The 14,159-nt window shown below is 68.7% G+C and carries 10 protein-coding genes; 2 read left to right on the top strand and 8 right to left on the bottom strand.

The window, feature by feature from the left end; genetic code table 11:
- The first annotated feature begins 199 nt into the window (after window positions 1-199).
- Together J2Y49_RS15355 and J2Y49_RS15350 are read left to right on the top strand one after the other, a co-directional pair.
- A complete protein-coding gene (locus J2Y49_RS15355) occupies window positions 200-1,474 on the top strand; it encodes a serine/threonine transporter (RefSeq protein ID WP_310115730.1) in 1,275 nt (424 codons plus the stop codon).
- A gap of 139 nt (window positions 1,475-1,613) precedes the next feature.
- Complete coding sequence (locus J2Y49_RS15350; protein WP_310115729.1) at window positions 1,614-3,020, top strand: L-serine ammonia-lyase; 1,407 nt, start codon at window positions 1,614-1,616, stop codon at window positions 3,018-3,020.
- A gap of 37 nt (window positions 3,021-3,057) precedes the next feature.
- On the opposite strand, the gene J2Y49_RS15345 is transcribed toward J2Y49_RS15350, so the two are convergent.
- The 8 genes from J2Y49_RS15345 to J2Y49_RS15310 all read right to left on the bottom strand — a co-directional run bounded on the left by J2Y49_RS15345 (window position 3,058) and on the right by J2Y49_RS15310 (window position 14,007).
- Complete coding sequence (locus J2Y49_RS15345) at window positions 3,058-3,585, bottom strand: histidine phosphatase family protein (protein WP_310115728.1); 528 nt, start codon at window positions 3,583-3,585, stop codon at window positions 3,058-3,060.
- Window positions 3,579-4,271 carry a phosphoglycolate phosphatase gene (gph, locus tag J2Y49_RS15340; RefSeq protein WP_310115727.1) on the bottom strand — a complete coding sequence of 231 codons (693 nt, stop codon included), beginning with the start codon at window positions 4,269-4,271 and terminating at the stop codon, window positions 3,579-3,581. The genes J2Y49_RS15345 and gph overlap by 7 nt, the downstream gene beginning before the upstream one ends.
- 12 nt (window positions 4,272-4,283) lie before the next feature.
- Window positions 4,284-5,414, bottom strand: a complete 1,131-nt coding sequence (locus J2Y49_RS15335) for an ABC transporter ATP-binding protein (protein WP_310115726.1) — start codon at window positions 5,412-5,414, stop codon at window positions 4,284-4,286.
- A gap of 25 nt (window positions 5,415-5,439) precedes the next feature.
- Window positions 5,440-7,152, bottom strand: coding sequence for an iron ABC transporter permease (locus tag J2Y49_RS15330; protein ID WP_310115725.1), 1,713 nt, complete (start codon window positions 7,150-7,152; stop codon window positions 5,440-5,442).
- 73 nt (window positions 7,153-7,225) lie between these two features.
- Window positions 7,226-8,593, bottom strand: a complete 1,368-nt coding sequence (locus J2Y49_RS15325; RefSeq protein ID WP_310115724.1) for an extracellular solute-binding protein — start codon at window positions 8,591-8,593, stop codon at window positions 7,226-7,228.
- A gap of 165 nt (window positions 8,594-8,758) precedes the next feature.
- Window positions 8,759-10,114 carry a sigma-54 dependent transcriptional regulator gene (locus J2Y49_RS15320; protein WP_310115723.1) on the bottom strand — a complete coding sequence of 452 codons (1,356 nt, stop codon included), beginning with the start codon at window positions 10,112-10,114 and terminating at the stop codon, window positions 8,759-8,761.
- 21 nt (window positions 10,115-10,135) lie between these two features.
- The gene (locus J2Y49_RS15315; protein ID WP_310115722.1) at window positions 10,136-12,640 is read right to left on the bottom strand and encodes an ATP-binding protein; all 2,505 of its coding nucleotides are present in this window, start codon (window positions 12,638-12,640) and stop codon (window positions 10,136-10,138) included.
- Window positions 12,637-14,007 (bottom strand): extracellular solute-binding protein, encoded by a 1,371-nt coding sequence (locus J2Y49_RS15310; protein WP_310115721.1) that lies wholly within the window; start codon window positions 14,005-14,007, stop codon window positions 12,637-12,639. The genes J2Y49_RS15315 and J2Y49_RS15310 overlap by 4 nt, the downstream gene beginning before the upstream one ends.
- Between the last annotated feature and the right edge of the window lie 152 nt (window positions 14,008-14,159).

The raw sequence follows: 14,159 nt of genomic DNA, 5'->3' as shown, positions 1-14,159 counted from the left end.
GCCCCCCGCAGGCCGCCGCTCATCCCCGGCCGCCTCCGCTCATTTTTCCATTCCGCCGCTCATTTCGCTATTCCACCGCTCCCGAGTTCGGTCAGGCATTGCCGGCGGGGTGTTGCTAGGCTTCCTCCAGGTCAACAAAGCGCAGCCTTTCCGGGATGGCCTGAACATCCACGAACGAAGGCATGCTGGAGGCATAAAAATGGTCAGCATCTCAACGGAATCCACGAGGCTTGGCAATCCTCCACTGCCGTGGACCAAGCATGACACCATGTGGATGCTTGGGCTCTTCGGAACGGCTATTGGCGCAGGCACCCTTTTTCTTCCCATCAACGCCGGACTTGGCGGCTTCTGGCCGCTGGCGGTGATGGCGGTCATCGCCTTTCCGATGACCTATCTGGCCCACCGGGGCCTGTGCCGCTTCATCCTGTCCTCGTCCAAACCGGGCAGCGACATCACCGAGGTGGTGACCGAGCATTTCGGCACCACCGCGGGCAAGCTCATCACCCTGCTGTACTTCTTCACCATCCTGCCGATCCTGCTGATCTACGGCGTCGGCCTGACCAACACGGTCCAGAGCTTCATGGTGCATCAGTTGGGCATGGTGCCGCCGCCGCGCATCCTGCTGTCGCTGGGCCTGATCCTCGGGCTGATGGCCGTCATCAAGCTGGGCGAGCAGATGGTCGTCCGGGTCATGAGCTGGCTCGTCTATCCCTTCGTGCTGGTCCTGATGGGCATCGGCCTCTATCTCGCCCCCGACTGGAACGGCGCGATCCTCGAACAAGCTCCGAACGCCGGCCAGTTCAGCCTGACCCTGTGGCTCAGCATCCCGGCCCTGGTGTTCTCCTTCAACCACTCCCCGGCAATTTCCCGCTTCGTCGTCGCCCAGCAGAACCAGTATGGCGAAGAGGCTGAAGCGCAGACCACCCGCATCGAGAAATATGCGGTCGTCATGATGGTCCTGGTCGTCATGTTCTTCGTCTTCAGCTGCGTCTTCAGCCTGACCCCGCAGGAACTGGCCGACGCGAAGGCCCAGAACATCTCCATCCTGTCCTATCTCGGCAACAAGTTCGACAACCCGCTGATGGCCCTCCTGACCCCGGCCGTGGCGTTCGTGGCGATCACCAAGTCCTTCTTCGGCCACTATCTCGGCGCCCGCGAAGGTCTGAACGGCCTGATCTCCCAGCAGCTTCGCAGCCAGGGCAAGTCCGTCAACCTCAAGGCGATCAACAGCTTCAGCGCCCTGTTCATGGTCGCCGCCGTCTGGATCGCCGCCACCCTGAACCCCAGCATCCTCGGCATGATCGAATCCCTCTGCGGTCCCATCATCGCCGCCCTGCTCTTCATCATGCCGATGTACGCGATCCGCAAGGTGCCGGCCATGCGCAAGTACGCCGGCCAGCCGGGCAACGTGGTGGTCCTGTTCATCGGCAGCGTCGCGATGTCCGCAATCCTCTACTCCCTGCTCAGCCTCTGACGATCCCTCCCCTGCCCAACGTTTCCGCTCAAGGCGGCCCCGTCCACCGCGACGGGTGCCGCCTGAAGCGACGAAGAGAAGACCCGGCCAGGCATCTCCCCATAGGTATCCGGGGCCGTCCACAGGAAGGAAGCACGCCATGATCAGCATGTTCGACCTCTACAAGGTCGGTATCGGCCCCTCCAGTTCGCACACGGTGGGACCGATGAGGGCAGCCAAGCAGTTCGTGGACGCCCTGCGCTCCTGCGGCGGGTTCGATGCCACAACCCGCGTCGCGGTGGACATCTACGGTTCGCTGGCGCTGACCGGCAAGGGCCACCACACCGATGTCGCCCTCATGCTCGGCCTTGCCGGGAACCTGCCGGACACGGTCGCCATCGACACGATCCCCGCCTTCCTGCAGCAGGTGCGCAATTCGCAAAGCCTGCCGCTGGGACAGGAGGGCAAGCCGATCGACTTCCCGCCGGCCGCCATCACCTTCCACCGGTCGAACCTGCCCCGGCACGAGAACGGCATGACGATCCAGGCCTTCGACGGTGACCGGCTGCTGCTGGGCAAGACCTATTATTCGATCGGCGGCGGCTTCGTCGTCGAGGACGAGAATTTCGGCAAGCAGAGCGGCGATGAGGTGGAGCTTCCCTATCCCTACGCTTCGGCCGCCGACCTGCTGGCCCATTGCCGGAAAACCGGCCTGTCCTTCTCCGGCCTGATCCTGCAGAACGAGCTGCGCCTGCACAGCCATCAGGAGATCCGCGACTATTTCGCCAACATCTGGCAGACGATGCGCGCTTGCATGGACCGCGGCATGACGACCGAGGGCGTGCTGCCCGGTCCGATGCGGGTCCCCCGCCGGGCCGCCATCCTGCGCCGCCAGCTGGCCTCGTCCGAAGCACTGTCGCGCGATCCGATGAACGTGGTCGACTGGGTCAACATGTTCGCCTTCGCGGTGAACGAGGAGAATGCGGCGGGCGGCCGCGTCGTCACCGCGCCGACCAACGGCGCCTGCGGCATCGTCCCGGCGGTGCTCGCCTACTACCACAATTTCATCAAGCCGGTGGACGAGGACGCCTGCGTCCGCTTCTTCATGGCATCGGCCGCCATCGGCGCGCTCTACAAGCGGAACGCCTCCATCTCCGGCGCCGAGGTCGGCTGCCAGGGCGAGGTCGGCGTCGCCTGCTCAATGGCCGCCGGCGGCCTCGCCGACCTGATGGGCGGCAGCCCCGAACAGGTGTGCATCGCCGCCGAGATTGCGATGGAACACAATCTCGGCCTGACCTGCGACCCGGTCGGCGGGCAGGTGCAGATCCCCTGCATCGAACGCAACGCCATGGGCGCCATGAAGGCGATCAACGCGACGCGCATGGCCCTGCACCGGACCAGCGAACCGCTGGTGTCGCTCGACAAGGTCATCGAGACGATGTTCGAGACCGGCAAGGACATGGATCCGAAATACCGTGAAACCTCCTGCGGCGGTCTGGCGGTCAAGGTGGTCGCGCAGATCTCGCCGCAGACTCAGGACGCCGACGGCGTCAACTGGGCGGCCTGACGCTGCCCGGGACTCTCCTTCGCACAGGGCGCCCGTGTCACCCGACGCGGGCGCCCTGTCGCGTCAGGGTGACCGGCGACGCGTTCGGCGGCCACAGCAGCGCGGACTCCACGCCCAACCATCGGCAGAGCACCGGCCAGGTACCGGCATGCGCGACGATTAGGGGCGGGCGGCCGTCCGCGGGCACCGGCAAGCCGTCGAGTGCCGCGGTGACGCGGGCACCGAATGCGGTCAGGCTTTCCCCATTCGGCACCTCCTCGCGCAACAGGTCGGCAGGAATGGCTCCGCCCTCCAGATCGCCCCAGCGGCGCTCTTCCAGACCGGCGACCGGGACGACCGGAGCCGCCAATGCCTCGGCCAGGATGGCCGCCGTCTCCAGCGCCCGGCGCTGCGGGCTGCTGTAGACGACCGGGACCTGCCGCCGCCCGGCGATCAGCGCCGCGGCGGCCTCCCGCGCCTGTGCCCGGCCCCGCTCGGTCAGCGACACATCGCGCGAACCGGCAAGCCAGCCGCCGAGGTTGCTCTCCGTCTCGCCATGGCGACAGAAGATCACCGCGTTCAGCATGACAGCCGCTTCACCAGATCGGCGAAGCCGTCGAGGACGCCGTCATGCGGCAGGCCGGCGAGCGGCACCCGGGCGTAGCCATAGGGCACCATCAGCACCCGCGCGACACCGGCCGCACGGGCTGCTGCCACGTCGTGCTCGTTGTCGCCGACGAAGACGGCCTCCTCCGGTCGGACACCCAGCCGCTCCAGCAGGCCCAGCAACGGCTCCGGCGACGGCTTGCGGGTCGGATAGCTGTCGCCGCCGACCACGGCGGCGAAGCGGCCGGCGATGCCCAGATCGTCGAGCAGCCGCATGGTCGCCGCCATCGGCTTGTTGGTGCAGACGCCGAGCCGCAGGCCGGCCGCCGCCAGCGCTTTCAGCGTATCGGCGACGCCGGGATACAGCGCGCTGTGGGCGCTGGGATCGGCCTCGTAGATCGCCAGGAAGCGTTCAAGGCAGCGGGCGGCCTCGTCCGGGGCCGGAGCCCCGCCGGTGGCGGCCAGCACACGCTCCACCAGCTTGGGCGCTCCGTCGCCGACGAAGGAGCGCACCGACGGCAGATCGACCGGCGGGCGTCCCAGCTCGGCGAGCAGGGCGTTGGAGGCATGCATCAGGTCGGCGACGCTGTCCACCAGCGTGCCGTCGAGGTCGAAGGCGACGGCACGGATGGCAGGACGGTCGAGGCTGTCGGCGGGGTTGGTCACGGTCACGGCACCTTACTGGCGGAGGAAGCGGGCCTTGTCGGCCGCAAGGTCGAGGATGATCGGAGCATCCGGCGAGAGCAGAGCATCGCCCGCCTGATGCGGCGCGTCCACCTGTACCAGCTGCCCGCCGACATCCACCGCATAGCGGATGGAGGCGCCGAGGAATTCCCGGTGCCGGATGACTCCGGTCAGCCGGGCGTGACCGGGAGCCGGCGGTCCGCCGTCGGCCCGGATGACGAGGTTCTGCGGACGGAACATCAGCTTGCCCCCAGTTCCCGCCCCGGCAGCACCCGCCTTCAGCGGCGGCAGCGCGACCGGCGTTATGCCGTTGCCGACGAAGACGCTGCCGGCAGCGCCGTCGCTGCGCACCTCGCCGTCCAGCACGTTGGCCGTGCCGAGGAAGCCGGCGACGAACAGGTTGGCGGGATGGTCGTAAAGGTCCTGCGGCGTGCCGACCTGCTGCACCTTGCCGTCCTCCATCACCGCGATGCGGTCGCAGATGGTATTGGCCTCCTCCTGGTCGTGGGTGACGAAGATGGTGGTGAGGCCAAGCTTGCGCTGCAGGCTCAGCAGTTCCTGGCGCATCTGCACGCGCAGCTTGGCGTCGAGGTTCGACAGCGGCTCGTCGAGTAGCAGGACCTTCGGCTCGATCACGATGGTGCGGGCCAGCGCCACGCGCTGCTGCTGTCCGCCCGACAGCTGCGACGGCCGGCGGTCGGCCAGATGCTTCAGCCCGACCAGATCGAGGGCGGCATCCACCCGCCGCTCGATCTCGGCGCGGGGAACGCGGCGCTCCTCCAGCCCGAAGGCGACGTTGCGGCGCACGGTCATGTGCGGCCACAGGGCGTAGCTCTGGAACACCATGCCGACGTCTCGCCGGTGGGGTGGCAGGGCGGAGATGTCGCGCCCGCCGATGCGAACTTCGCCGCGCTGGGCGGTGTTGAAGCCGGCGATCAGCCGCAGCAGCGTGGTCTTGCCGCAGCCGGACGGCCCGAGGAAGGCGAAGAACTCGCCCGGTTTGATGGCGAGGTTCACGTCCTTCAGCACATGGTTGGTGCCGTAGGACAAGTTCACGCCTTCGATGTCGACGCCGACGCTCTCGATCTGGGCGGCGAGCGCGGCCGGGGAAAACTGGTGGTTCATGATGGGGATTCCCTCAAGGACTCTCTTAGTGGTCCTGGCCGCGGTCTCGGCGGCCGCGCTCGATGACGACGTGCGACAGATAGGTGCCCAAGCCCACGATGATGACGGCGAAGATGCCCAATGCCGCCCCCGGACCGCGTCCGGCCGCCGACTGCATGTAGACGTAGAGGCCGTAGGCCAGCGGCGCATCGCTCTGCGAATGGACCAGCATGATGGTCGCCGACAGCTCGACCGCCGCGGTGGCGAAGCTGGTGACGAAGCCGGCCAGGATGCCGCCCGACATCAGCGGCACGACGATGCGTCCAACCGTGCGCAGCTTGGTGGCGCCGAGATTCTCGGCCGCCTCCTCCAGCGAGGAGCTGACCTGCTGCAGGGCCGCGGTGCAGGCGCGCAAAGCGTAGGGCAGGCGGCGGATCGCCAGCGCGAAGACCAGGATCAGCCAGAAGTTCGACAGCGGCTGGCCGGTGAACGGCATCGGCACGCCGTAGAAGCTGCGAAGGTAGCCGATGCCCAGCACGACGCCCGGCACCGCCAGCGCCGCCATCGCGATGTAATCCAGCCATTGCCGGCCCGGCAGCTTGGTGCGCAGGACCAGATAGGCGATGGCGGTGCCGATCACCACGTCCAGCAGCGCCGCCAGCGAGGCATAGAGCAGCGTGTTGGTGATGTACTGCCCGCTCTCGGTGAAGACGGTCTGGTAATGCTTCAGGGTGAAGGCGTCGGGGACCGGGCTGAAGGACCAGATGGTGGCGAAGGACAGCAGGCCCAACCCTATATGCGGCGCCAGCACCAGCACCAGGATCAGCAGCACGATGCCATAGGCCGCCACCATTTCCAGCGGCTTCAGGCGTCGCTTGGCCAGACCGCCGCCGCCGCGCTGCACCGTGGCGTAGTCCTTGCCGCGCATCGCCAGCGCCGACACCCAGAGCGCCAGAAGCGAGCAGGCGATCAGCACGACGGAGATGACGTAGCCCATCGGATCGGAAATGCCGATCGAGGAGATGCGCAAGTAAGCCTGCGGCGCCAGCATGTCGTTGACGTTCAGCAGCAGCGGCGTGCCGAGGTCGTCGAACACCTTGATGAAGACCAGCGAGGCGCCGGCGACGTAGCCCGGCATCGCCAGCGGGAAGACGATGCGGCGGAACAGGCGGAAGCCGTGGCAACCGAGATTCTGCGCCGACTCCTCCATCGCCCGGTCGATGTTCTTCAGGCTGGCCGACAGGTTGATGAGGATGAAGGGGAAATAATGGATGCTCTGGACGAAGATGACGCCGTTCAGCCCTTCCATGAAAGGAATCGAGAAGCCGAAATGGTCGCGCAGCAGCAGGTTGACCGAGCCGTTGCGCCCGAACAGCAGCTGCATCGCCACGGCGCCGATGAAGGGCGGCATGATCAGCGGAATGATACCGAGGCTCTGGATCAGCACGGAGCCGCGGAACTCGAACCGCGTCGTCAGGTAGGCGAGCGGCAGCGCCAGCAGGCTCGCCACCACCACCGACATCGCCGAGACGTAGAAGGAATTGGCGAAGGACCGCATGAACAGGTCGTTGCTGAAGAAATCAGCGAAATTCACCAGGGTGAAGGCCCCCGTCGTCTTGTCCTGGAAGGCGACGAAGATGACCTGGACCACCGGAACGACCAGGAACAGCAGCAGGAAGGCGGCGATCAGCAGCGCGGCCAGCGCCGGCCCCGGCCGCACGCGCGCGATGCGGTCGCGCGTGAGCGCAAGTGACGTCATGGAAAGGCCCGTGAACTGGGGAGAAGGGAGGGGGACGCAACCGACGCGTCCCCCTGCACGAAGCGCCGACGCGTCAGCGCGCCAGGGCCAGCGCCTCGTCGGCCTTCTTGCGGGCGGCGGCGTAGTTCTCCTTGGCGAAGGCGGACCACTTCTGCTCGACCTGCGCCTGGCGTTCCGGCACCGCGTCCTTGGCCGACTTGCGCTCCACCGTGAAGGCGCCGGCCAGCTGCGGGTCGGCGGCCTGCTCCGCCGTCACCGGCATGGCGGCGACGAGGTCGCGCGCTTCGGCCAGCAGGGCCTTGGCCTTGTCGTTCGGCTTCTTGGCGACGGCGGCCTCGGCCTTGTGGATGGCCTGGGTCGCGGCCTTCAGATCGTCGAGCTGGAAGGTGATCAGCTGGTCGAACAGCGCGTCCACCACGTTGTAGCGGGCCTGCGAGACGTTGACGTCGAAGTTCACCTGGGAACCCAGCGAGCTGTCCTTGAACGGGTTGGGATAGCCGGCGGGCGCCTTCTCGTAGGTGACGGGATTGACCGGCAGGCGGCGGATCGCCGGCTCAAGCAGGACCTCCTGCCCCTTCGGCGACAGCAGGAAATCGACGAAGCCCTCGGCTGCGGCCTTGTTGGGCGCGTTCTTCACGACGCCGACATTGGCCGGGACGATGGTGGTGATGGTGGGATAGGCGAACTCCACCGGGAAGCCCGACGCCTGCGACGACAACGCGAAGAAATCGATGACGATGCCGACGCCGAAGGCGCCCGAATTCACCCCGTCCGGCACGCCGAAGCTGCGCTCGGTGATGGTGCGGTAGTTGCCGGCCATCTCCTTGTTGGTGCGCCAACCCTTCTCCCAGCCCTCGCCCTGGAGGATCGTCTCGATGGTCAGGTGGGTCGTGCCGGAGCGCGACGGGGCGGAGATCGCGACGTGGTCGTAATAGACCGGCTTGGCCAGGTCGGCCCATTCCTTGGGAACCGGCAGGTCGTTGGCCTTCATGTAGCGGCTGTTCCACATGATGCCGTAGCCGGACGCGGCGAAGCCGGCATACATCCCCTCGGGATCGTTGACCGGATAGGCGCCGACCTTGGCCGGGATGCCCTCCACCTTGGGCTTGTAGGGCTGCAGCAGCCCGGCGCCCTTCAGCACCTCGAAGGCGTCGGGGGCGGAGGCCCAGAACAGGTCGACGCCGTTGTTCGACGCGGTTTCCTGGAGATACTTCACGCCCGCGTTGGTATTGCGGTTCAGGATCTCGACCGTGACCTTGGGGTTGGCCTTCTGGTAGGCCTGCTGGAAGGCGGTCGTCATGTCCTTGGGAAAGGAGGTGACGATGACCAGCTTGCCGCTGGCATCCTGCGCGAAGGCGGCGGTGCCGGACAGAAGCAGGACGGCCAGTGCGGCGGCGGCGTTGCGCAAAGTGCGTGTGGCGGTGCGCGTGGTGCGAAGCATGGGTGTTGTCCCTCCCTCGATGTTTTATGCTGGGACAATCAGCAATCGGCATGCCAGACGGTTGGACCTTGCGCCGTCTGGCTTCGCACGCCATCGATGGGTCAGGACGGGAACATCGGCCCGCATATCGGGGTAATGCGGGGAACATTCCCCTGGCCGGCCGTCTCACTCCTCCATGAAATCGTCCCGGTTCAGGCCGTGGTGGCGCATCTTCAGGTACAGGGTCTTGCGGGTGATCCCCAGCCGCTCCGCCGTTTCGCCAACGCGGCCGCCGCAGCGGGCCAGAGCATCCTCGATCAGTTGCTTCTCGACGCGGTCGAGCTGGTCGGCCAGCGGTTCGATCTCCGCCGTTGCCGCGACCGCAACGCCGACGGGCGCGAGGCCGTCGCCCAGACCCAGTGCCACCCGTTCGGCGACGTTGCGCAGTTCGCGGACATTGCCGGGCCAACCATGGGCGGCCAGCCGGGCCAGCATGGCGGGGTCGAGCGGCGGCACGGTCCGGCGCGACCGGGAAGCGGCGGCGTCGAGAAAATGGCGGAACAGCAGGGCCACGTCCTCGCGCCGTTCCCGCAAGGGAGGCAGCGGGACGGTGACGACGTTGAGGCGGTAATAGAGATCCTCGCGGAACTTCCCCTCCGCGGCAAGCCGCAGCAGGTCCACCTTGGTCGCCGCCACCACCCGCAGGTCGAGCGGGATCGTCCGGTTGGCGCCGATGCGCTCGATCACCCGTTCCTGCAGCACGCGCAGCAGCTTGACCTGCAGATGCATCGGCATGCTTTCGATCTCGTCGAGGAACAGGGTGCCGCCGGCCGCATGTTCCAGCTTGCCGATGCGCCTTGCCTGCGCCCCGGTGAAGGCGCCCGGCTCGTGGCCGAACAGCTCGCTCTCGATGATGCTGTCGGGCATGGCGCCGCAGTTCAGCGCCACGAAGTTGCCGGCGCGGCGCCGGCCGCCCTCGTGCAGGCTGCGGGCAACCAGTTCCTTGCCGGTGCCGGTCTCGCCGAACAGCAGCACGTCCACCTCGGCGTCGGCGAGGTTGGCGACGGTGGCGCGCAGGCGCTCGACGGCCGGGGAGCGGCCGATGATCCGCCCCTCCGCACCACCCTCGGCCAGCTGCGCCCGCAGGCGACGGTTCTCCAGAACCAGCCCGCGATGGTCCAGGGCGCGCCGCACCACCTCGACCAGATGGTCGGGTTCGGCCGGCTTCTCGATGAAGTCGTAGGCGCCTTCGCGGACCGCCCGCATCGCCATCGCGATGTCGCCATGCCCGGTGACCAGCACCACCGGCACCTCCGCGTCGGCGGCGCGCACCAGCTCCAGCAGGGCGAAACCGTCCATCCCCGGCATGCGCACGTCGGTCACCACCACGCCGGGCCAGGAGGGTCCGAGCCGGGCCAGGGCCGCCGCCGGATCCGTCACGGCCTGAACCGCAAAGCCCTCCAGCTCCAGCGTCTGGCGGCTGGAGTCGAGCACTTCGGGATCGTCGTCGATCAGCAGGACGGTCATCAGCAGGACGGTCATTGGCAGGCCTTCATCGGCATCTCAGGGGAGGCGGGTCAGGGTGAGGACGAAGGCAGTTCCGCCGGGGCCGCTCTCGGCCACCGACAGCACGCCGCCGAAGTCGCGGACGATGTTGTACGAGATCGACAGGCCGAGCCCCAGCCCCGTCCCCACCGGCTTGGTGGTGAAGAAGGGATCGAAGATCTGCTCGACCGGATCGGCGGCGATGCCGGGACCGCTGTCGCGCACCTCGATGCGGACGGCATCGCCCTCCTCCCCCTCCTCTTTTTCCACGGCCTCGGCGCGGATCAGGATACGGCGGACCGGCGCGCCGGCCACGGCGTCCAGCGCGTTGCTCAGCAGGTTGACCAGTACCTGTTCAAGCCGCACCTCCTCGGCGCGGACCCGCAGCGGCGCACCGGCGTCGGGCAACCGCAGCTCCACCGCGACCGCCTCCTCGCGCAGGCGGTTGCCGAACAGGGACAAGGCGCCCTGGATCACCGGCTCCAGCTCTACCGCACTTAGACGGGCGTCGGGGCGCCGGGCGAAGCGCTTCAGGTGGTTGGTGATGTTCGCCATGCGGGCCGTCAGGTCGGCGATCTTGCCCAGATTGGCGCCCGCCTCCTCCACCCGGCCCAGCCCGATCAGCTTGCGGCCGTTGTGCGCGTAGGAGCGGATGGCGGCGAGCGGCTGGTTCAGCTCGTGCCCGACACCAGCGGCGAGCTGGCCCAGCGCCGCCAGCTTGCCGGCCTGCACCAGCTCCGCCTGGGCCTCGCGCAGCTCCCGCTCGGTGCGCTGGTGCTCGGCGATGGCGCGCTCCAGCCGGTCGTTGGTGGCCTGGAGGTCGGTGGTACGCTCCCGCACCGTGCGCTCCAGAAGGTGCTGGGCCTCCAGACGTTCGGTCATGTCGGTCAGGGTGACGATGAAGCGCTGCTGCTGGCGCCGCCGGAAGGGGCGGACGCCGACCTGCACCGGAACCGCCCCGCCATCCGGACGCCGTCCGGTGGCCAGGATGGACAGGGTGGGCGCGACGCCTTCGGCCCCGGCGGACACCTGGGCGAAGAACGCCGCGACGCGGCCGGCACCCTCGGCATCCAGGCGGTCGGCGAGGCGCGCGGCGCCACCGCCCCCTCCATCGCCCTCCCCATCACCGCGCCCGTCGGGCGGTGCGATCAGCGCGGCGGCGAGCGGATTGACGAACTCGATCACGCCCTGGGCGTCGGTGATCGCCAGCCCTGCCTGGGCGTTATCGATGATCGCCTGGGCGTTCGCCTCCTCCACCGCGATGGCGGTGTCGCGGAAGACCAGCAGTGCCGCCGCCATGTCCGACAATTCGTCGCGACCGCCCAGCGGGATGTCGGCCTTCAGGTCCCCGGCGGCGATGGCGCGGGCCGCGTCGCCCAGCCGGGTCAGGCGGGAGATCAGGTTGCGGTTGACGTAGAGCCACGCCACCAGCACCGCCACCAGCAGGCTGATCACCGCGCTCGCCAGCAGGGCGGAGCGGCCGAACGCGACCGCCTGGGCCGAGCGCGCGGCGGCGGCACGGGAATCACGCTCGACCGCCTGGACCTGCCGGGCGATCAGCCCGTTCAGCCGGGCGACGATGTCGCGGTTCTCGGCCAGCAGGACCTGCCCGCGCGCGGCGGTTTCCAGCTCCTCCCGACGCAATGCCGGCACACTGCCGTCGGCCCCGCGCGCGAGCCCGAGAAGCTGGGCCACCACCTGCCCGAGCGACACGCCGTCCGGCCAATCGGCCAGAGCCGCGAGGTCGCGCTGCAGACGGTCGGCGGTCTCGTCGAGGAAGCCGGCGTTGTCGTCGAGCATCTCGGGCGTGGCGAGCGTCGCCGCCCGCGCGATCAGCCCGACCGCGAGGTTGCCGTTGGCGCCGATCTGCAGCACCGCCTCGCTCCGCCGGTTTTCCTCCCGCAGGATGCGGACCGCATCGGCCGACGCCTTGCCGCTCTCGACGGAGGACAGCGCGCTTTGGATGTTGAAGCGGGCGTCGGCGACCAGCGGGTCGATCTCGTCGAGGAAATCGGCGTGCAACCAGCGCAGCCGCTCGATGGCTTCCTGGTTGCGGCGGGCCAGCGCCAGCCGCCGGCGCACCGTGCCGTCCAGTTCCGCCAGATTGCGGCCGAGCGCGTCCACCACCGGGCGCAGGCCGGGAACGCCGCCTTCGATGGCGCCGGTCAGCGCCCGCAGCGCGGTCAGGCGGCGGCCCAGCGTGTCGCGGATCGCGTCCATCTCGGCCTCGGTCCGGCTGCCGGCCAGGATGGGGGCGGTGGCGATGATGGCGCCGCCCTCCTCCGCCAGCTTGGCGGCGAGCCCCAGGGCCGGCAGGTGGCTTTCGGCGAACTCGTCCAGCGTTCCGCCCAGCCGGTCGTAGGACAGCCAGCCCAGCACACAGGCCGCCACCGACAATACGGCCACCGCGACGAAGGCCAGGAACAGCCGGGCGCGGATGCCGAAGCGCAGCGGTCTCGGTCTGCTCCCCGGCCCGCCGCCCGTCCCCTTGCCGGATATGGATGGTTGCGCCAGCGCGCTCATGGCCAGCCCCCTTCGCCGGCCGCCACCCGCAGGATCACCAGCGCCCGTTCGGCCGCCGACAGCGCCGCATCCAGCTGTGCCGTGGAGAATGACCGCCATTCCGCCGCCAGCTCCTCCTGCCGGGCAGAAACCCGCATGCCGCGGGCAGGCCGCCGCAACGCCGCGGAAAAGGCGGGATCGATGGCCTCGGCGGCGTCGACGGGAACCGCGGTTGCCGCCGCGCGGGCCATGCGCAACAGGTCCCGCGCCACTGGATCCGGAGTGACGGCCAGACGGTTCTCGCCCTCGTGGATCAGCTGCCAGACCCGGTTGAGCGTCTTCACCCGGAAGGTGATCAACTCGTCGAACAGGAGGTTGACCAGCTCGTAGCGGCGGCTGGACAAGGCCCGGTCGAAGAGGAAGAGGTCGTCACCGGTCTCGCGGGCATAGGGGTTGGGATAGCCGGCGGGCGCGGCGGCGTAGGCGTCGGGACGGACCGGCAGCCGTCCGATGTCCGGACGCAGCATCAGCGCCTGCCCGGCGGGCGACAGCAGGAAATCGATGAAGACGCCCGCTCCCGCCGGATTGGGCGCGCTGCGCAGCACCGCCACGCTGGCCGGCAGGAACACGCTGTCGGCGGGATAGGCGAAGCGCAGACCAACGCCGTCCGACGCCTCCTGGCCGGCTCCCTGGCCCAGGAAGTCGATCGCCAGCCCGATGCCGAAACGCCCCTTGCCCACGCCTTCCACAACGCCGTAGCTTCGCGCCGTCACCGTCGCGATGTTGCCGGCGATTTCCAGCCACATGGCCCAGCCGCGCTCCCAGCCATGGAGTTGCAGAACGGTTTCCACCATCAGATGCATGGTGCCGGAGCGCGACGGCGCGGTGATGCCGAGATGGCGGACATAGGCGGGCTTGCGCAGATCCTCCCAGCTGCGGGGGGCGGCGATCCCGTGCCGGTCGAGATAGGATTGATCCCAGACCAGCCCATAGCCCGACAACGCGAAACCGAGATAGGTGCCGTCCGGATCGTCGATCGGCTGGTTGCCGACGGTCGCCGGGGCGCCGGTGGGGCGCGCCGCGACCGGCGCCAGCAGCCCGGCGGCCTTCAGCACCTCGAAGGCATCGGGGGCGGAGGCCCAGAAGAGGTCGACGTCCTCCACGCGATCCTGCAGTTGGGTGATGGCCGCCGTCGTCTTGGCGTTGATCACCCGGAGGCGCCGGTCGGGGTGGGCCTGCTCGAACGCCTCCCGCACCGGCTCGTAGAAGCCGGCGGGAAAGGACGTCATGACGGTGACCGTTTCCGCCGCCGCCGAGGACGGCAGCAGCAGCCAGACGGCCGACAGCACCGGCAGCCACCGTCCACGCTTGCGCCAAATCCGTTTCATGCCGCTCCCATCATCGGCCGCTTTCACGCCACCCGATCCCCCGCCCCGCCGATCCGGCGGACAGCTTGCACGGGACCGGACCCTTTTGATAGCTGCCACGGCACCGATTTCCTCTGCGTCGTCCTGCTGCGCGTCACGCACAGCCCAGCCCT

It is taken from the genome of Azospirillum sp. BE72 (assembly GCF_031455875.1).
Taxonomy (GTDB): Bacteria; Pseudomonadota; Alphaproteobacteria; order Azospirillales; family Azospirillaceae; genus Azospirillum.
This window is presented reverse-complemented; position numbering and strand designations above follow the sequence as displayed.